This is a genomic window from Pseudomonas cichorii (assembly GCF_018343775.1).
Classification (GTDB): domain Bacteria; phylum Pseudomonadota; class Gammaproteobacteria; order Pseudomonadales; family Pseudomonadaceae; genus Aquipseudomonas; species Aquipseudomonas cichorii.
The window spans coordinates 4051767-4070095 of the sequence record NZ_CP074349.1; the positions used below are offsets into that span (position 1 = coordinate 4051767).

The window sequence follows — 18329 nt, forward strand, 5'->3', positions numbered from 1 at the left end:
GATACCGATGGATACCTTCAACGCACAAGACACCTCGATCATCGTCGGCATGGTGATCGTCTACATCGCAATCACGACCTGGATGAGCATGCGCATGCGCAGCAAGACCAGCGAGCAATACATGGTCGCTGCCAGGACCATGCCTGCCATCATCGTCGGCATTCTGATGATGTCCGAATTCATCGGCGCCAAATCCACGGTCGGTACCGCACAGGCAGCCTTTGAAAGCGGCTTTGCTGCTTCATGGTCGGTGATTGCCGCCGCCATCGGCTTCCCGCTGTTCGGGCTGTTGATGGCCCGCAAGCTGTACAGCTCCGGAGAGTTCACCATCTCCGGCTTCATCGCCAAGAAATACGGCACGTCCACCAAGCTCGCGGTGTCGATCATCATGATCTACGCGCTGCTACTGGTGAACGTCGGCAACTATGTCAGCGGTGCAGCCGCCATCGCCACAGTGCTCAAGATCAACCTCACTACTGCGGCCTTCATCACCGCAATCATCAGCACCCTCTACTACGTGTTCGGCGGCCTCAAGAGCGTGGCCTACATGAGCATCCTGCACACCGCCGTGAAATACATCGGGGTGATGATCGTGCTGGGCGTGGCCTTGCACATGACCGGAGGTTTCACGCCGGTGATCCAGAACATGCCGGAGCACTACTTCACCTGGGACGGCACCATCGGCGGCTCGAAAATCATGGCGTGGATCATCGGGACCGTCGGTGCGATTTTCTCCACCCAGTTCATCATTCAGGCGATTTCTTCCACCCAGAACCCGGATGCCGCACGTCGCTCGACGTTCTATGCATCGCTGCTGTGCATTCCTATCGCGCTGGCGCTGGGCTTCATCGGGGTTGCTTCCAAATACCTGCACCCGGACATGAGCAGCCTCTACGCCCTGCCGGTATTCCTGCAATCGATGAGCCCGGTGATGGCAGGTATCGTCACCATTTCTCTGGTGGCTTCGATTTTCGTCAGCGTCAGCACCGTGGCCCTGGCCATTGCTTCGCTGGTGGTGCGCGACTTCTACGTGCCATGGCGCAAGCCCTCTGTGGACCAGGAGTTCAAGACCACACGCCTGATTGCTCTGGTGATCGGCTTCGTGCCCCTGTTCTTCGTGTTCTTCGTACCGGAAATCCTTAACCTGTCGTTCTTCACCCGCGCCCTGCGCCTGTCGATTGCAGTGGTTGCCATGGTCGCCATCTACCTGCCGTTCTTCGGCTCGGGCCGTGGTGCGACGCTGGGCCTGATCGCTTCGGCCATCACCACCAGCACCTGGTATCTGTTGAACAACCCATATGGCATCGACAACATGTACATCGCACTGGTGACACCGGCCATCGTGATTGCCATCGAACATCTGCTGCCTAAATCCGCTCAGGCCAAACGCCAAGACGCCGAGGTTTCCAATGCCAACCACTGACATTCGCCAGGACGCCTTCCTGCCGACACCCTACGCCCAGAACCATGCCGCCAACCTGCATGAACTGGCCGACGGTACGCTGCTCTGTACCTGGTTTGCCGGCACTCAGGAAGGCATGGCCGACATCTTTGTCCTGCTGTCGCGCCGCGACCCGCAAACCGGTGTGTGGGGCGAACCGCAAAAGCTGTCCGAAGACTCGACCCGTTCCGAGCAGAACCCGATCCTGTTCCAGGCGCCCAACGGGCCACTCTGGCTGATCTGGACCGCACAGGTTTCCGGCAATCAGGAGACGGCGATCATCCGCCGTCGCCTGTCGCTGGACCAGGGCAAGACCTGGGGCGCCATCGAAACGCTGTTCGACGAAGCCGGCACCTTCGTGCGCCAGCCCCCTGCCGTGCTGGACAACGGCGACTGGGTGCTGCCGGTCTGGTACTGCATCACAGGGCCGGGTGAAAAGTGGGTTGGCAACCATGACGTCAGCGCCGTGATGATCTCCAGCGACCAAGGCGTCACCTGGTCGCGTCATGACGTACCGGACAGCACCGGCAGCGTACACATGAACGTCCACCCGTTACCGGACGGCACGTTGCTCGGGCTGTTTCGCAGCCGCTGGGCGGACTTCATCTACAGCAGCCGCTCGAACGACCGTGGCCGGACCTGGAGCGCGCCGGTCCCGACCGAACTGCCCAATAACAATTCGTCGATCCAGTTCGTCAGACTGGCCACCGATGAACTGGCACTGGTCTACAACCCGGTCAGTGCCGAAGGTCACAGCCAGCGCCGTGCCTCGCTGTACGACGAGATCGAGGACGAGGGCGACGACCGGGTAACGCCGAGTGCCCGCAGCGATGGCAAGGCCGCCATCTGGGGCATTCCCCGTGCACCGATGAGCCTGGCCATTTCCCGCGACGGTGGCCATAGCTGGCCGACCCGCCTGGATATCGAACTGGGTGACGGTTTCTGCCTGACCAACAACTCACAGGAAAAACTCAACCGCGAGTTCTCCTATCCCAGCATCATCCAGGCCGCCGATGGTAGCCTGCATATCGCGTTCACTTACTTCCGGCAGAAGATCAAGCACGTGCATCTGCCGCTCAATGCCATTCGCTGAAAGTCCTGCGCCGGCCAGCGAGCAGGCGCACCTTCGGAAGCCCTGAATATGCCCGACCCGATAGAATCCGTACTTGTGACCGGCGCCAGCTCCGGCATCGGTCAGGCCATCGTCGTGCGCCTGCTTGAACAGGGTGTGCACGTCACCGGCCTGAGCCGTCGCGCGCCCGACCTGCAACACCCGAACTTCACCTGGATCGAATGCGACCTCAATGACTTCAGCGCTCTGGACAAGGCCCTGGAACAGACCGCGCAGATCGACGCACTGGTGCATGCCGCAGGCTTCATGCGCACTGCACCGCTGGGGCAACTGAACGATGCCGATGGCCAGGCCATGTGGCATCTGCATGTGGCCGCCGCCAGCCATATGGTCAATGCGCTTTACCCGCGACTCAAACCCGGCGCCCGTCTGGTCATGATCGGCAGTCGCACCATGCAGGGCGCCGCCGGTCGCAGCCAGTACGCCGCGACCAAGGCCGCGCTGCAAGGCATGGTCCGCTCATGGGCCATCGAACTGGCACCAAGGGGAATCACCGTCAATCTCATTGCCCCCGGAGCCACCGAAACCCCAATGCTGCTGGACCCGGCACGCAGCGCAACACCGCCCAACAAGCCGCCACTTGGCCGTTTTGTACAGCCCCACGAAATTGCCGGGCTGACGGCCTTCTTGCTCGGCCCGGACGCAGGCGCCATCACCGGTCAAAGCCTGGTGGTATGCGGCGGTGCGTCGTTGTAAGGTTGCACCTCGTTTTCCTGCGTTAGAAGAGCTTGAATGAAAGTCGCCAATCGTCGCCAATCGATACTCGAACTGGTTCTCTCCGGAAAATCCAACGTCGATGAACTGTGTGCCCAACTCGGCGTTTCGGAAGCCACCGTGCGGCGCGACCTGACAGCACTGGCCGAAGACGGCCTGATCATCCGCACCTACGGCGGTGCTGCGCACATTGGCCAGCGTGAACCGGAAACCACGATTGAAGAACGCAGCCGTCAGCACAGCCAGGAGAAGATGGACATCGCCCTGGCAGCGCTGGCGCATATCAACGATCACGACACCCTGTTCCTGGAAGGCGGCACCAGCACCAGCGCGCTGGCCCACGTTCTCACTCAGCGGCGTGGCCTGCATGTCATCACCAATAACCTGACGGCATTGAGCGATCTGGCGCTGATTCCCGAAGGCCGGGTCACGGTGCTGGGCGGCACGTTGCGCCCGTCCAGCATGTCGACTTATGGTGTGGCCGCACAGGCCGCGCTGGAACACCTGAGCGCCGACAAACTCTTTGTCAGCGCCGATGGTGTGGTGGCGGATCTGGGGTTATGCGAAGCCAGCGCCGAGCAGGCCTACCTCAAGGAAAACATGCTGGCCCGCGCCGCACAGATCTTCGTGCTGGCCGACTCCACCAAGCTGGGCCGCGCCCGCCAGCAGCACTGGACACCGCTGCGCCAGCCCTGGACGCTGATCACCAACCCGGTGGACGATGAATCACTGCTGGCACCGTTCATGGCCCGCAAGTCGATTCACGTGGAAATTGCGTACCCGCAAAAGGCCTGATCAAAGCGTGCCGATACCACCGGGCGCGAACACCGCCTCGCTCGCTTCGAGCCCGTTGACCAGCGACTGTCCGAACTCAGGCTGACTGATCTCGAAACGATCCCCCGGTTGAGTGCGAATGCCATCGGCAAAGGACAGGGTCGCCGTGCCGAAGAAGTGGATATGCACATCCCCCGGCCGCAGGAACTGGCTGTATTTGAAGTGGTGGTATTCGAGATTTTCCAGGCTGTGGCACATATTGGCCTCGCCGCTGAGGAATTCCTTTTCCCACAACACCGCGCCATCACGCCAGACACGGCTGGTGCCCACCAGATTCTGCGGCAGATCGCCGACCCGCAGTTCCGGCCCGAACGAGCAGGCCCGCAGCTTGGAGTGAGCCAGATACAGATAATTGCGGCGCTCCATCACGTGATCGGAAAACTCGTTGCCAATGGCAAAGCCCAATCGATAAGGCTTGCGGTCGTGACCGATCACATACAAGCCGCTCAACTCCGGCTCCTCGCCACCATCTTCGGCAAACGGCGGCAGCCTGAAGGACGCTCCCGGACGCACCACAATGCTGCCATCGCCCTTGTAGAACCATTCCGGCTGCACGCCCGCCTGACCGGCCTGCGGCTTGCCACCTTCGACACCCCATTTGAAGATGCGCATGGTGTCGGTCATCGACGCTTCGTCACCGGCCTGCTGATGCATCTTGTCCCGGGCCGAAGCGCTGCCCAGATGGGTCAGGCCGGTGCCGCTGACCAGCATGTGCGCAGGATCGGGATGATCCAGCGGCGGTAAGACCCGGACCTCGCGCAGCAGTTGCGCATAATCATGGTCGTTGCCAAGCCCCAGCAGATCCACCTGATGCGCCAGGCTGGAGCCCGCTTCGATAGCCTTCAAGGCCAGCTCGCGAACACTGTCGACACCCGGCACTTCACGTACCCGGTCACCGTCCACCAGACCGACCCGGCGCTGGCCATGACTCAACTCGAACTGTATCAGCCGCATGAAACTCTCCTTTCAACGATGGGTTGAAGCGCTTGCCGAGAACTCGGACTCAGGCAACACATGCCTGCGCTCCAGTACGCGATAGACAATGCCGGTCAGCACCAGCCCGAACACCATGACGCCTGACAGGAAGTAGAGACCCGAGGCCAGGCTGCCGGTGAGTTCTTTCAGGGTCCCGATGACGAACGGGCCGATGTAGCCGCCCAGATTGCCCACCGAGTTGATCAACGCGATACCGGCCGCCGCACTGGCACCGGCAAAGAAACGGCCCGGCAGGGCCCAGAAGACCGCCGTGCAGGAAAACAGCGAAAACGCCACCAGACACAACGCCGCCAGTTGTGCTGCAGGCAAGGTCAGCCAGGCACTGCAGAACAGGCCGATGGCGCCCAGCACATAGAGCACAGCCAGGTGTCCGTAGCGGTCGTTGAGGCGATCGGAACTGCGAGGCACGATCAGCAGGCCGATGATTCCGAAGATGTAAGGCACCGAGGAAACGAAACCGGTGGTCAGGTCGCTGCCACCGAACTGCTTGATCAGGGTCGGCAGCCACAGGCCAAGGCCATAGATGCTCAGGGTCACCGGCAGATAGAACAGCGCCAGCAGCAACACCCGCTTGTCCTTGAGGGCGTGCAATGGATTGCCATGGCGGGTCTGGCCATAGGTTTGCAGATCGTTGTTCAGCTCACCGGTCAGCCAGTCTTTCTCGGCCTGATTCATCCATGAAACCTGCTGCGGCCCATCCGGCAGCCAGCGCAGCACCGGCCAGGTCAACAGGACCGCTGGCGCACCGATGACGATGAACAGCCACTGCCAGCCATGCAGCCCGAGAATGCCATCCATGCCCAGCAGCCCGCCGGACACCGGCCCGGTAATCATCATGGCAATGGGTTGCGAAAGGATGAAGAACCCGAGGATCTTGCCGCGATGGCGCACCGGGAACCATTGGGTGATGTAGTACAGCACGCCGGGAAAGAACCCCGCTTCCGCCGCGCCCAGCAAAAAGCGCATCACATAGAAACTGTAAGGCCCCTGCACGAATGCCATGCCGATGGTGATCGCGCCCCAGGTGATCATGATCCGGGCGAACCAGCGACGTGCACCGAAGCGCTCCAGCATCAGATTGCTGGGGATCTCGAACAGAAAGTAGCCGATGAAAAACAGACCGGCGCCCAGCCCGTAGGCGGCATCGCCGATGCCGATATCTGCACCCATGTGCAGCTTGGCAAAGCCCACGGCCGAGCGGTCCACATAAGCGATCAGGTACAGCAGGATCAGGAAGGGAATCAACTTCAGGGTGATGCGACGTATAAGCCCGGTTTCCTGGCTCATGGGGGTCGGTCTCCATTTTGTTTTTGTTATGGAACCTCGTTTGCCGCTCGACTATATAGTATTACTATTTAGACTGACAACTCTTCCAATGATGGATATTTAGGCTTACCTTAGCCGAAACAAAAGCAATTAAGTCTTACAATAAGAGAGCCGACCATGTCTGATTCCGATAAAAAAACGACCCTGCGTTCTGCCCAATGGTTTGGTACTGCCGACAAGAACGGCTTCATGTACCGCAGTTGGATGAAGAATCAGGGCATTGCCGATCACCAGTTTCAGGGCAAACCCATTATCGGCATCTGCAACACCTGGTCGGAGCTGACACCCTGCAACGCTCACTTCCGCACGATTGCCGAGCACGTCAAACGCGGCGTGATCGAGGCAGGTGGCTGGCCTGTTGAATTCCCGGTGTTCTCCAACGGCGAATCCAACCTGCGCCCTACCGCGATGTTTACCCGCAACCTGGCCAGCATGGATGTCGAAGAAGCGATTCGCGGCAACCCCATCGATGGCGTGGTGCTGCTGACCGGCTGCGACAAGACTACGCCCGCCCTGCTGATGGGTGCCGCCAGTTGCGACGTACCCGCCATCGTCGTCACCGGCGGACCGATGCTTAATGGCAAGCATCAAGGCAAGGACATCGGTGCCGGGACCATCGTCTGGCAAATGCATGAGTCCTATAAGGCCGGACAGATCGGCCTGGACGAGTTCCTGTCCGCAGAAGCCGGCATGTCCCGCTCGGCAGGCACCTGCAACACCATGGGCACGGCCTCGACCATGGCTTGCATGGCCGAAGCGCTGGGCACTTCCCTGCCCCACAACGCCGCCATTCCGGCCGTGGACTCACGCCGTTACGTGCTGGCGCATATGTCCGGCATGCGCGCCGTGGACATGGTTCGCGAAGACCTGCGCCTGTCGAAGATCCTCACTAAAGCGGCGTTCGAGAACGCGATCCGGGTCAATGCCGCCATTGGCGGCTCGACCAACGCCGTCATCCACCTCAAAGCCATCGCCGGTCGCATCGGTGTGGACCTGGAACTCGATGACTGGACCCGCATCGGTCGCGGCATGCCGACCATCGTCGACCTTCAGCCGTCCGGGCGCTTTCTGATGGAAGAGTTCTACTATTCGGGCGGCCTGCCCGCCGTATTGCGGCGCATGAACGAAGCCAGCCTGCTGCCCAACCCCGATGCATTGACCGTCAATGGCAAGAGCATCGGCGAAAACACCCGCAATGCGCCGATCTATGGCGAAGACCAAGTCATCCGCGCACTGGATAACCCTATTCGCGCCGATGGCGGCATCTGCGTCCTGCGCGGCAACCTCGCGCCGCTGGGTGCGGTGCTCAAGCCTTCGGCGGCCACGCCTGCGCTGATGCAGCATCGTGGCCGGGCCGTGGTGTTCGAGAATTTCGAGATGTACAAGTCGCGCATCAACGATCTGGATCTGGACATTGATGCCAGCTCGGTGATGGTCCTCAAGAACTGCGGCCCCAAGGGTTATCCGGGCATGGCAGAAGTGGGCAACATGGGCTTGCCAGCCAAACTGCTGGCCCAGGGCGTGACAGACATGGTGCGGATTTCCGATGCACGCATGAGCGGCACTGCCTACGGCACGGTGGTGTTGCATGTGGCACCGGAAGCGGCAGCAGGCGGACCGTTGGCGGTGGTGCAGGAAGGCGACTGGATCGAACTCGACTGTGCCAACGGGCGACTGCATCTGGATATTCCGGATGCAGAACTGCAAGCACGACTGGCCGACTGGCAGGCACCTCAGCAACTGCTGGCTGGCGGCTATCGCCAACTCTATGTCGACCGGGTAATGCAGGCCGATCAGGGTTGCGATTTTGATTTTCTGGTCGGTTGCCGAGGTGCCGAAGTGCCCCGTCACTCACATTAAGTGACGATAATGGCGGGAAGCCATAGGTACGGCTCCCGCCCTCGATGTTGTGCAATGTTATGATGCGCGGCATCACTGCCAGGATCGATTTGCGCTCCCATGGATTACCGAAAGCCCTCCGACCGTAAAAGCATGCACTCGCGTATTGTCCAGGAACTGGGCATGCAGATCGTTTCCGGCCGTTTCAAACCTGATGACAAGCTGCCTGCCGAAGCCCTGCTCTGCGAGGAGTACGCCGTCAGCCGTCCGGTGTTGCGTGAAGCCACACGGGTATTGGTCGCCAAAGGGCTGGTGTATTCACGCCCGCGGGTCGGGACGGTGGTCAAGGCACGTCGCGAATGGCACCTGCTCGACCCGGATGTGTTGCATTGGGTCATGCAGAGTTCACCGCAGAACGAGTTCTTCAATCTGCTGACCAACGTACGGGCAGTGATCGAACCCGCAGTGGCAGCTTTGGCTGCGCAACATGCCACCGATGAGGAAATTGCTTCCATCGGCGAAGCCTACCAGCGCATGGAAGATGCCCCGACGCCTGAAGCCTTGCTGCAGCCGGACCTGGACTTCCACAGCCGCATCGCCGATGCGACCCACAACGATCTGCTGGCCCATCTGTGCAACATGCTGTCGCTGGCATTGCGTGAAGCCCTCAAACACTCCAACAAACGCCCCAACCTGCATGAACTGGCGCTGCCGCGACACAAGGCGATTCTCACCGCCATCCAGAACCGCGACGCCCTCGGCGCCCGGCATGCAACGCTGGTGCAGCTGGATGATGCGAGGAATGCATTGAGTGTGGTGTTGGGGGTTCCCGAATAAATTCGCTCCCATCCTGTGGGAGCGAATTTATTCGCGAAAAGGCTCAATGTGAAAACAGCGAATTCCCCACCTTCCCGGCCATTTTCTCCGGTTTGATCAGGAACCGCGCCAGCGCTGGCAGCAGCCAGAGCGCGCCGAACATGTTCCACAGCAACATGAAGGTCAGCATCAGGCCCATGTCCGCCTGGAACTTGATCGCCGAGAAGATCCAGGTGCAGACCCCAATCGCCAGGCACAGGCCTGTGAACAGCACGGCCTTGCCTGTGGACTTGAGGGTTTCGTAATAGGCTTCCTGCAATGGCAAGCCTGCACGCAGGAAACTCTCCAGGCGGCTGTAGATATAAATGCCGTAATCGACACCGATCCCCACACCCAGCGCCACCACCGGCAAGGTCGCGACCTTCACGCCAATCCCCATGAACGCCATCAGCGCGTTACCCAGCACCGAGGTCAGTACCAGTGGCAGGACGATACACAGCGTCGCCGCCCAGGAACGGAAGGTGATCATGCACATGGCCGCGACACAGATATAAACCAGGATCAGGATAATCAGCTCGGACTGCTTGATCACTTCGTTGGTCGCGGCCTCGATCCCGGCATTACCGGCTGCCAGCAGGAATTGCAGGTCCGGCGTGTTGTTCTCCTTGGCGAAGTCCTGCACCGCATGCACGGCGCGGTCCAGGGTTTCGGCCTTGTGATCGTTGAGGAACACCAGCAGCGGTGCCAGAGAGCAATCGTTGTTATACAGGCCGTCGGCGCGGGCGATGGAGCTGTTGAGCACGTCCTTGTTGCGCGACAGGGATTCCCATTTCAGGTTGCCCTCGTTCATACCCTTGATGACCTGCTTGGACACAGTCACCAGAGAGATGGCCGACTGCACGCCCGGTGTGTTTTCCATCTTCCAGGCCAGCTCATTGATGGCCGACATGGTTGGATAGGCCGAGCAGCCCTCACGCGGAGTCTTGACCATCACCACCAGCACGTCCGAACTGGTGGAGTAGTGGCTGATGATGAAATTGTTGTCCTGGTTATAGCGCGAGTCGGGGCGCAGCTCGGGAGCGCCCTGATCCAGGTCGCCGATCTTCAGGTTCTGGCTGTACCAGAGGCCGCCACCAAAGGCCAGCAGCGCCAGGACGATGGAAACCGGAGCGACTTTCGGGCTGGCGAAGTTCGACAGCAGACGCCAGAACGGATGCTCGGACACCGCATCCTGCTTGCTGCGCACCACTGCTCTCTTGCTGATACCGACATAGGAAATCGCCACCGGCAGCAGAATCAGGTTGGTGAACACGATCACTGCCACACCGATGGAAGCGCCGATGGCCAGTTCGCGGATCACGCCGATATCGATGATCAGCAAGGTAATGAAGCCCACGGCATCGGCCAGAATCGCAATCATCCCCGGCAGGAACAACTGGCGAAACGTCCGGCGCGCAGCGGTCAGGGCATTGTCCGCATCGCTGGATTGCAGCGCGATACCGTTGATCTTCTGCACGCCATGGGAAATACCGATGGCAAAAATCAGGAACGGTACCAGCATCGAATACGGGTCGATGCCGAAGCCCACCACATGCATCAACCCGAGCTGCCAGATCACGGCAATCAGCGTGGTACTCAATACCGCGATGGTGCTGCGGATGCAGCGCGTGAACCAGATCAGCAAGACCAGTGTAATGACAAAGGCAACGCCGAAGAACATCACCACCATGAACAGGCCGTCGATCAGGTCACCGACCTTCTTGGCGAAACCGACGATGTGAATCTTGATGTTCGGGTTCTGCGCCTGATACTTGTCGCGGATCTTTTCTTCGAGCTGATGGGAGAACTGCTGGTAATCCAGTGCAAGCAACTTGCCCTGATCCGCCGGGTCCGGGTAGGACTCCATCAGCGGCACATCGATGATGCTGGACTTGAAGTCGTTGGCGACCAGCCGCCCTACCTGCCCGGACTTGAGCACGTTATTGCGCAACTGATCGAGGCTCTTGTCCGAGCCGTCATAGCTCTGGGGGATGACTTCGCCACCGGCAAAGCCCTCTTCGGTCACTTCGGTCCAGCGAACGCTGGGGCTCCACAGCGACTTGAGGCCCGAGCGGTCCACGCCGGAGATGTAGAACACCTCGTCGTTGATCTCGCGCAGGGTTTCCATGTAGCCCTTGGAGAAGATGTCGCCATCCAGTGCTTCGACGGAAATGCGCACGGTATTGCCCAGGTTCGCCAGGTCATTGCGGTGCGCCATCATGTTCTGGATGAACGGATGATCCAGCGGGATCATTTTCTCGAAACTGGTGGACGGCCGAACCTGCAGGGCCTGCCAGAACAGAAAGATGCTGGTCAGCAGACACAGCAGGATCACTGTCGGGCGATTGTTGAAGATCAGGCGTTCAAGGAAAGTTGCCTTTTCGCCTTTATGCTGCTGTTCGTGATGAAGGTTGGTCATGCCTGAATGTCCCCGCCCTGAAGGTTCTTATTGTTGGGTCGTCTCGGCACCCGTAGGCGAGGCGACGCGCACGCCTCCCTGCCCTACCAGAATCAGATTGCCTCGGTCATTGGTGGTCACGCCGGCCAGTGAAATACGGTCGGGGCGGTTGAATATCTCGAAAATCTGGCCATCATCGGTGCTGCGCATGACGCTGCCGCCATTGCCCACCAGAATCAGCGAACCATCGGCCAGCAAGGTGGCATTGGCCAGACCGAACTCCAGCGGCCCGCGGGCTGCATTCAGGGAGATGGTTTCCCACGTATCGCCAAAATCGGTGGAGCGAAACAGATTGCCCCGCAGGCCATAGGCCAATAGCGTCGAGGGCTGGGCAGTGCCGGTCACACCGAACAATGAGCCTTGATAAGGGCCTTCGAGCTTTTCCCAGCTCTGGCCGTCATCGCCGGAACGGAACATGCTGCCCGCTTCACCGACAATGAACAGGCCGGCGTCCTTGACCTGAGCGATGCTGTTGAGATGAAACTGATCTTCGTTATCGAGCAGGTCGCTGACATCTTCCCACTGCTTGCCGCCATCGGTGGTGGTCAACAATGCGCCATAGGCCCCTACGGCAAAACCGTTATTCAGGTCCTTGAACCAGACATCCAGCAAAGGCGCCTCGCGCTTGAGGTCCTCGAACTGCTTGCTCCAGGTCTTGCCGCCATCGGTGGTGGCAAGTACCTGGGCATCATGGCCGACAGCCCAGCCGTGCTGTTCATCGACAAAGTACACCGCCGTCAGCAATTGGCGGGTCGGCACTTTAGCCTGCACCCAGCTCTTGCCCTGATCGTCGGAATAGAGAATATGGCCGTGATCGCCAACCACCACCAACCGCGGACCGGCATGGGCCACGTCCAGCAACAAACCACGTGAGGCCTTGGTGGATTCGATGGAATAGGTAGCGTCTGCGGAAGGTTTTGCAGGATCGGAAGCGGCCTGTGAAACAGTTGCTGATGTCAGAAGCGCAATGCAAAGCGCCAGGGACAGGCCCGCGGATGATCGGGTGCGCCGGATGAAGGGCTCACTCATGGACTTCTCCCGTTATTGTTATCAGGTGTTTTCTGTAGGCCGGAACGCTCTAGCCTTACCCTTTTGGAAGCAGTCACATCCTAGTCGGCTTTTCAAATCCGTGACAATCGACAACTCGTTATCTTTTGTTAAGCGCCGGTCGGGCCTCAATCAATCACGACATGAGGCAAAAACCGGCTGGTGTCCTTGGTAATCAGGCTCTCGTCTTCACGAATGCCGATTCCCGAGGCCAGGTCACCGATCACCCAGGAGCCGATCAGGGTGTAGCTGTCGTCGAATTTCGGCAGTGGCGAATAGGCTTGCAGGATATAGGGCGCATCAGTGTACGGCCCGTCGACGGCAATGACCTGATCGCCCGGTGTGCGCATCTCGATATTGGCGCCCTCGCGGGAGAAATACGGTTTGCGCACCCAGCCTTTGGGGACAGGCTTTTCGGGGTTGCGGTCGATATGGGCAGGCAGCAGGTTCGGATGGCCTTCGTTGAACTGCCACAAAAACGGCAATATACCCTTGTTGCTCAGGATCGACTTCCAGGCTGGCTCGACGAACTGGGTGCCACTGGCCGCCACGTGCTGGCCAAACGGTTCGTGAAAGATATGCTCCCAGGCATGCAACTTGAAAAGCCGCTCGATCCAGCGCCCTTCCATGTCCACGAAACGCCCTTCGTCGGTGAGCCCGATATCTTCGATATCGATATGCCGTGCATCGATGCCGACATGGGCCGCCATGCGGCGCAGAAAATCCGTGGTGCCCCGGTCTTCCACCGAACCGGACATCGACGAAAAGTAGAACGGGCTGGTGCGCGGAAACTCGGCAAAGGCCCGCACAACGTCTTCTGCAATGGAGTTGAACTGAGTCGCGTGAGCCGGCAACACGCCCCGCGCCATCTGCTCTTCGAGCCAGAGCAGCTGAAATGCCCCGGCTTCCATCAGGCTGGTGGGCGTATCGGCATTGATTTCGTACATCTTCGCCGGGCCGGTGCCATCGTAGGCAAAGTCGAAACGCCCGTAGAGATGCGGGTGTCCCTGCTTCCATGAGCTGCGGATCAGGTCGAAGAACGCCTCGGGAATCGCCAGTTGCTCCAGCAGTTCTTCGCTGTCCACGATCCGCGACACCGCATCCAGGCACATCTGGTGAAGCTCCTGGGTCGGCGCTTCAAGATCGCGGGTGACCTGCTGCTCGGTGAACAGGTAATACCCGCGCTCATCCCAATAGCGTTCGCCATCGATCGTGTGAAAGTTGAACCCCTCACGCTCTGCGGTGCTTCGCCAGTCCGGGCGCTCCTGGATGCTGATCTTTTTCATGGGCCGCTTTCCTCAACCGCCGAAACTGCTGCCGCCGCTGCTCTTCCCGCCCCAGCCACTGCGCGCCGAAGCCTGACTGCCGAAGCCGCCACGCGAAATCGTCGAAGACACCGACGAACCGGAACCGGAACTGCCAAGGCTGCGTCCCAGCGTACTCTTGCTGTAGCTCTTGTCAGGGCTGTACCTGGCCTGGGTGGACCGGCTGAAGGTTTTGCCCCTGTCTATCTGGCCAGGCAAGGTAGAGACGTAATACCCGCCACGATCATCGCGAGTCTGATAAACGGGCTGCGAGTAGTAGCGCTGATTGCCAAAACCGTTGCTGAGCAGGTTACCGATCAGCAACCCGGTCAACAGGCCACTGGTGCCGCTCATGCCAGCAGGCGCTGACTGGGCAACTTCCTGGTTGGCCCTGTCCAGGGCTTCCTTGGGGACATTGCCGGAGAAACCCAGCTCGAACCCGCCCATTTTCGGCATGTACTTGCCGTCAGATGTGACCTGACAGTAATCCGGCACGAAGTCGGCATCGCAGGAAGCCTTGTCATCGTAAGTGGGTGCAATACGCCGATGATCGGACAAGGCCTGCATATAGGCATCCGAGCACACATCGACGGGCACTTTGGACTCGACACACTCCTGAACGGTCTTGAAGTTGGCCTGGGCAGTGAAATTCGAGGTGTCGTCCGGTGAACCACATCCGGAAAGAGCGAGGGGAAGCGTGCTGGCAAGCACAAGTTTTGCTGGACTGCGTCTCATCGTGAGTCTCCTTGACCGTCGCCGCTGTCAGACCGAAGGGGTCATGCAGGCCGCGTTGAGCAGACCGACGCTGATCGCGACACTGGCCGAGTAGATGGCCGCTGCCGTCTCGCCACGGGCAATACGCGCCGAAAGGCCCTTGAGCACCAGACTGGTGACCCCGAACGCCAGCAGTTGCACCACCGCCGCGATCACCACCCAGACGATCACGTCCAGAATGCCGACGCTGTACGTGATGATGTTGCTGGCCGGCAGCGCAAAACCGATCAGCGAGCCGCCCAGCGCCAGGGCTGCCGCGACATTGTTCTCGCGGATCAGGGCAAACTCTTTGTGAGGCGTGACCCTGCTGTAGATGAACTGGAACAGGGCGAACAGAATCGCCGCCACCAGGATGTACATGATGAAACCAAACACGGCAGTGGCGTTGAGCGACATACGCAGCGCGTCGATCATGGGGATTTCCTTGTCATAGAACGTTGATATCAGTGGATTGCAGCGTTACGCCAACCGCCGTTGTCAGGGTTATGGCACCTTCTTCGTCTTCCTCTACCGAAAACAGCAGAAATTCCCGACGATTGATCAAACCCGTTTCCCGGGCGTACAGCATGCTCAGGTGCTTGATGCGATAGCCCCCGTCGGGGCTGCTCACATCTTCGTCCATGGGCGTCAGCTCGGTCTGACCGGTTTCGGTCCCCCACTGGCGCTCGAACACTTCGCCGTCGTGCTCATAGGTCGGCAGGCCGATGTTCGAGGACGGACCGGTCAGGCGCAGCAATTCATCCTTGCTGGCAATGGGCGAGGCACTGTAATAGCCGAAGAGAATGATGTCCTGAATATCTTCAGGATGGGGGCCGTTGCTGACCACCTGCAGAAAATAATCCTCGTTATCCAGATAGAAACGATGGATGGACATCGACTGGCCCAAGTCGATACGGCCCACGGCCCAGACCTTTTCATCGCCCGGCAACACCACTTCGGAGTGACCGTCGAGCAGCATTTTCAGCGAAGAATCCAGGCACAGCATGCGCCCCGACGCCAGGCCAAGAGGGCTGGTCGAGCCGCTGGCGTTACCGGACGACTTGGGCGCCTCCAGTCCCATGGCACGTTTGAACCAACTCATAGCGCATCTCCCTGCAATCGGCTGGAAGCGATGTAGAAAATTTCCCCGCCGCGAATGGACACATCATTGGCTGGATTGATCTCGAACTGCCCGCTGGCAGACGAGCGATAGCCGATCAGCGTGGCATTGAATTCCTGGCGCAGGCGCACATACAGCTCGCCGCAGGAGGAAGTGAAACCGGCAGGCAGCACATGACGGAATTGCGTGGCGCCCTGGCCGATGCACAGCAGTTCGTTGATCACGCTGCTGGAGCCCGGGTCCTGAGAGGAACGAACCAGCATTTCGATAGCCATGTTCGACGTGCATTCCAGTTCGGGGGCATAGGTTCTGGCCAGCGCCGCCCGTTCGGAATTATTGAAGTGAGCCACGACATGGCCCGATGGTCCCAGGCTCTTGAGCGTCAGCACAATGGCCAGGGTCAGGCTGTCGGACTGGGTATGCACCAGAATCCGCTGGGCACCGATGACACCGGCACGGATCAACAGCGCCGGTGAATCCAGGGAATCGCCCTTGATGAACGATGCCCGGCCCGGCATGGGGTTTTCCGCGATGATCGAGTCGCAGATCACCAGCCCGCCACGGCTGGTCGAGGCGTCCTGATCGAGCAGTTCGACGATGCGTTCACTGGACTCGCCATCCCAGCCCACCAGAACCGTGTGGCCCTTGAGTGCAGAGCAATCGCCCTGTCCCTTCATATTTCGTCTCCAGATATCGCCGACCGAAGTCGATGCCTTGCCGATCACCGCGGTCAGCAAGGCGATACCGCCCAGCATGATCCAGGTGGTGGTGATGACCTTGCCCCAGCCGGATTTGGGCGACAGATCGCCGTAGCCGACCGTGGTGGCAGTGGTCAGGTAGAAATAGGTGAAATCGACGCCCTGGAGCAGATGTTCCTCACCGGCCAGGGTCAGCAACACCCATGAAACGGAATAATGCACGACCAGCAACATACCGATGCCAGCCCAGCCGAACCGGTCGAAGAACACCGATACGTGACGCCGAAGCAACAGAAACAGGGTCATCCATTCAAATCCTTGAGTCAGCGTTCACTTCCATACAGCCCCGGCAAAGGCACGGGATGGCCTTGGTTGGCCATCCCTTCCAGACGACTTACTGGGCCGGTGTCTGATTACGGGCTTTCAGGCGTGCCAGCACATCTTCGGCACCGCCATTCTTGGCACCGATGCCGGCGTCTTGCAGGCGGCGCTCAAGGTCGCTGCCGCTGGACTGGCTGGCCAGTTCTTCAGCCGCTTCCAGCTTGGCGTCCTGTTCATCCTGACGCTGTTTCAGGCGTGCCAGAGAACTCACCGCATTTTCCACCGCGCCGCTGGCACCACCGGTGGCATTGGCCGTTGCGACCCGCGCTTTTTGCACGGTTTCACGCGCCTTGGCCATTTCGACCTGCTGCTTGAGAGCCTTGATTCGCGACTCGGCCTTGAGCACCTGGTCCTGCAGCAAGTTGACCTGCTTGTTGAACTGCTCGGCCAGTTCCTGTTCCTGATCGCGCTGGGCTTCGATTTCCGCAATCTTGGCCGCGCACTCCACAGCCAGGGACTCCTCCCCCTTGTTCAGCGCCTGCAAGGCACGGCCTTCCCAGTTGGCGATGCTGGTGGCGTGTTCTTCAAGGCGCTGAGCGGACAGCTTGTGCTTGGCCTTGATGGTGATCAGGCCGTCGCGGGCCTTGACCAGCGCGCTTTCGGCGTCACGGATTTCCTGGTCCAGAATGCGGATGGCATTGGCATCGACAATCGACTCGCCGACTTCGGAAGCACCGCCACGAACGGCAGTCACCAGTTTTTTCCAGATACTTGTGGTCATGAATTCTTTCCTCCTGACAGGGCTGTTCAGCGGATGAAATGATCTTCGAAAGCTTCGGCCGCACGGATCACGTTGTCCGCGAGGGTAAAGATTTCCTGAACAATCACCGTTAGGGACGATGCAGCGCTCAGTGCGCCAAACAGGCAGTAGACTTCCTGGTCGTCAGCCAGGGTTTCGATACCCACCGACGACAGCGGAAACAGGTCACGGCTGCGCAGGACGACATTATTGAACGCGGCCACGTCCTTGATGCTGCTGACCTCGATCAGCGTGGCATCGGCCAGGATCTGGTCGCCCGCCACCGCAATGTAGATTGGCAGGTCGCCATAGCCTTTCATGGTCAACCGGATGCCGGCCTCGGCACCTTCGGTCACGGCCAGCTCAATTTCACCTTGAGTGACCAGGTCCAGTTCGGCCAGAGACTTCTGCAGGGAGCTGATGGTCCAGTGGGTGTTCTCGGTCATGAAATCCTCCAATTTGATTCTCTCGCCCAGAAAGGGCTGCCTTAGCGCTTTTTCGATGCCGCGCAGCGCATCGACGTTTTCAGGGCGGATCCAGAACTCACGCTTGACCAGACCCGCTTCCTTGAGTCGCAGACGCATTTCACGCATGTAATCGGTAGAACTCTTTGACACCTTGGCCGGGAGTGCTGAACTGTCGCCTTTGGTTTTACGAGGCACTGGCGTTCCCCTGTGTTTCACCTTGGATCA

17 protein-coding genes are annotated in these 18329 nt (G+C 59.7%); 6 read left to right on the top strand and 11 right to left on the bottom strand.

The window, feature by feature from the left end; genetic code table 11:
• The first annotated feature begins 7 nt into the window (after positions 1 to 7).
• Genes KGD89_RS16885 through KGD89_RS16900 form a run of 4 tightly spaced genes read left to right on the top strand, consistent with a single transcriptional unit; the run spans position 8 to position 4082 of the window.
• The gene (locus KGD89_RS16885) at positions 8 to 1423 is read left to right on the top strand and encodes a sodium:solute symporter family protein (RefSeq protein WP_025260950.1); all 1416 of its coding nucleotides are present in this window, start codon (positions 8 to 10) and stop codon (positions 1421 to 1423) included.
• Complete coding sequence (locus tag KGD89_RS16890; protein WP_025260951.1) at positions 1410 to 2534, top strand: sialidase family protein; 1125 nt, start codon at positions 1410 to 1412, stop codon at positions 2532 to 2534. Before KGD89_RS16885 ends, KGD89_RS16890 begins: the two co-directional genes overlap by 14 nt.
• A gap of 48 nt (positions 2535 to 2582) precedes the next feature.
• Positions 2583 to 3269 (top strand): SDR family NAD(P)-dependent oxidoreductase, encoded by a 687-nt coding sequence (locus tag KGD89_RS16895; protein WP_025260952.1) that lies wholly within the window; start codon positions 2583 to 2585, stop codon positions 3267 to 3269.
• A 36-nt stretch (positions 3270 to 3305) separates the two neighbouring features.
• Positions 3306 to 4082 carry a DeoR/GlpR family DNA-binding transcription regulator gene (locus KGD89_RS16900; protein ID WP_025260953.1) on the top strand — a complete coding sequence of 259 codons (777 nt, stop codon included), beginning with the start codon at positions 3306 to 3308 and terminating at the stop codon, positions 4080 to 4082.
• Here the strand turns inward: KGD89_RS16900 and araD1 are convergent, their stop codons facing one another.
• Positions 4083 to 5075 carry an AraD1 family protein gene (gene araD1 / locus KGD89_RS16905; protein ID WP_025260954.1) on the bottom strand — a complete coding sequence of 331 codons (993 nt, stop codon included), beginning with the start codon at positions 5073 to 5075 and terminating at the stop codon, positions 4083 to 4085. It abuts the gene before it with no gap.
• 12 nt (positions 5076 to 5087) lie between these two features.
• Positions 5088 to 6404 carry an MFS transporter gene (locus KGD89_RS16910; protein ID WP_025260955.1) on the bottom strand — a complete coding sequence of 439 codons (1317 nt, stop codon included), beginning with the start codon at positions 6402 to 6404 and terminating at the stop codon, positions 5088 to 5090.
• 156 nt (positions 6405 to 6560) lie between these two features.
• On the opposite strand from KGD89_RS16910, the gene KGD89_RS16915 reads away from it, so the two are divergent.
• On the top strand, positions 6561 to 8303 hold the full coding sequence (locus tag KGD89_RS16915) for an IlvD/Edd family dehydratase (RefSeq protein ID WP_025260956.1): 1743 nt from the start codon (positions 6561 to 6563) through the stop codon (positions 8301 to 8303).
• Between the two features lie 99 nt (positions 8304 to 8402).
• Positions 8403 to 9119 (top strand): FadR/GntR family transcriptional regulator, encoded by a 717-nt coding sequence (locus KGD89_RS16920; RefSeq protein WP_025260957.1) that lies wholly within the window; start codon positions 8403 to 8405, stop codon positions 9117 to 9119.
• A gap of 43 nt (positions 9120 to 9162) precedes the next feature.
• On the opposite strand, the gene KGD89_RS16925 is transcribed toward KGD89_RS16920, so the two are convergent.
• The 9 genes from KGD89_RS16925 to KGD89_RS16965 all read right to left on the bottom strand — a co-directional run bounded on the left by KGD89_RS16925 (position 9163) and on the right by KGD89_RS16965 (position 18299).
• A complete protein-coding gene (locus KGD89_RS16925) occupies positions 9163 to 11556 on the bottom strand; it encodes an efflux RND transporter permease subunit (RefSeq protein WP_025260958.1) in 2394 nt (797 codons plus the stop codon).
• Positions 11557 to 11583: 27 nt separating this feature from the next.
• Positions 11584 to 12624: a WD40/YVTN/BNR-like repeat-containing protein gene (locus KGD89_RS16930; RefSeq protein WP_025260959.1), complete on the bottom strand. Its 1041-nt coding sequence runs from the start codon at positions 12622 to 12624 to the stop codon at positions 11584 to 11586.
• A 146-nt stretch (positions 12625 to 12770) separates the two neighbouring features.
• A complete protein-coding gene (locus KGD89_RS16935; RefSeq protein WP_025260960.1) occupies positions 12771 to 13928 on the bottom strand; it encodes a glutathionylspermidine synthase family protein in 1158 nt (385 codons plus the stop codon).
• A gap of 12 nt (positions 13929 to 13940) precedes the next feature.
• On the bottom strand, positions 13941 to 14681 hold the full coding sequence (locus tag KGD89_RS16940) for a DUF1190 domain-containing protein (RefSeq protein WP_025260961.1): 741 nt from the start codon (positions 14679 to 14681) through the stop codon (positions 13941 to 13943).
• 27 nt (positions 14682 to 14708) lie between these two features.
• Positions 14709 to 15134: a DUF350 domain-containing protein gene (locus KGD89_RS16945; protein ID WP_025260962.1), complete on the bottom strand. Its 426-nt coding sequence runs from the start codon at positions 15132 to 15134 to the stop codon at positions 14709 to 14711.
• Positions 15135 to 15147: 13 nt separating this feature from the next.
• A complete protein-coding gene (locus KGD89_RS16950; protein ID WP_025260963.1) occupies positions 15148 to 15801 on the bottom strand; it encodes a YjfK family protein in 654 nt (217 codons plus the stop codon).
• The gene (locus KGD89_RS16955; RefSeq protein WP_025260964.1) at positions 15798 to 16823 is read right to left on the bottom strand and encodes an ion channel; all 1026 of its coding nucleotides are present in this window, start codon (positions 16821 to 16823) and stop codon (positions 15798 to 15800) included. The genes KGD89_RS16950 and KGD89_RS16955 overlap by 4 nt, the downstream gene beginning before the upstream one ends.
• 88 nt (positions 16824 to 16911) lie before the next feature.
• A complete protein-coding gene (locus KGD89_RS16960; RefSeq protein WP_025260965.1) occupies positions 16912 to 17619 on the bottom strand; it encodes a PspA/IM30 family protein in 708 nt (235 codons plus the stop codon).
• 26 nt (positions 17620 to 17645) lie between these two features.
• Positions 17646 to 18299: a YjfI family protein gene (locus KGD89_RS16965; RefSeq protein ID WP_025260966.1), complete on the bottom strand. Its 654-nt coding sequence runs from the start codon at positions 18297 to 18299 to the stop codon at positions 17646 to 17648.
• Positions 18300 to 18329 lie beyond the last annotated feature (30 nt).

Bases quoted from the DNA above. Each gene is read 5' to 3' on its own strand.
- KGD89_RS16885 (WP_025260950.1), top strand. From the start codon at position 8: ATGGATACCTTCAACGCACAAGACACCTCGATCATCGTCGGCATGGTG.
- KGD89_RS16890 (WP_025260951.1), top strand. From the start codon at position 1,410: ATGCCAACCACTGACATTCGCCAGGACGCCTTCCTGCCGACACCCTAC.
- KGD89_RS16895 (WP_025260952.1), top strand. From the start codon at position 2,583: ATGCCCGACCCGATAGAATCCGTACTTGTGACCGGCGCCAGCTCCGGC.
- KGD89_RS16900 (WP_025260953.1), top strand. From the start codon at position 3,306: ATGAAAGTCGCCAATCGTCGCCAATCGATACTCGAACTGGTTCTCTCC.
- araD1 (WP_025260954.1), bottom strand. From the start codon at position 5,075: ATGCGGCTGATACAGTTCGAGTTGAGTCATGGCCAGCGCCGGGTCGGT.
- KGD89_RS16910 (WP_025260955.1), bottom strand. From the start codon at position 6,404: ATGAGCCAGGAAACCGGGCTTATACGTCGCATCACCCTGAAGTTGATT.
- KGD89_RS16915 (WP_025260956.1), top strand. From the start codon at position 6,561: ATGTCTGATTCCGATAAAAAAACGACCCTGCGTTCTGCCCAATGGTTT.
- KGD89_RS16920 (WP_025260957.1), top strand. From the start codon at position 8,403: ATGGATTACCGAAAGCCCTCCGACCGTAAAAGCATGCACTCGCGTATT.
- KGD89_RS16925 (WP_025260958.1), bottom strand. From the start codon at position 11,556: ATGACCAACCTTCATCACGAACAGCAGCATAAAGGCGAAAAGGCAACT.
- KGD89_RS16930 (WP_025260959.1), bottom strand. From the start codon at position 12,624: ATGAGTGAGCCCTTCATCCGGCGCACCCGATCATCCGCGGGCCTGTCC.
- KGD89_RS16935 (WP_025260960.1), bottom strand. From the start codon at position 13,928: ATGAAAAAGATCAGCATCCAGGAGCGCCCGGACTGGCGAAGCACCGCA.
- KGD89_RS16940 (WP_025260961.1), bottom strand. From the start codon at position 14,681: ATGAGACGCAGTCCAGCAAAACTTGTGCTTGCCAGCACGCTTCCCCTC.
- KGD89_RS16945 (WP_025260962.1), bottom strand. From the start codon at position 15,134: ATGATCGACGCGCTGCGTATGTCGCTCAACGCCACTGCCGTGTTTGGT.
- KGD89_RS16950 (WP_025260963.1), bottom strand. From the start codon at position 15,801: ATGAGTTGGTTCAAACGTGCCATGGGACTGGAGGCGCCCAAGTCGTCC.
- KGD89_RS16955 (WP_025260964.1), bottom strand. From the start codon at position 16,823: ATGACCCTGTTTCTGTTGCTTCGGCGTCACGTATCGGTGTTCTTCGAC.
- KGD89_RS16960 (WP_025260965.1), bottom strand. From the start codon at position 17,619: ATGACCACAAGTATCTGGAAAAAACTGGTGACTGCCGTTCGTGGCGGT.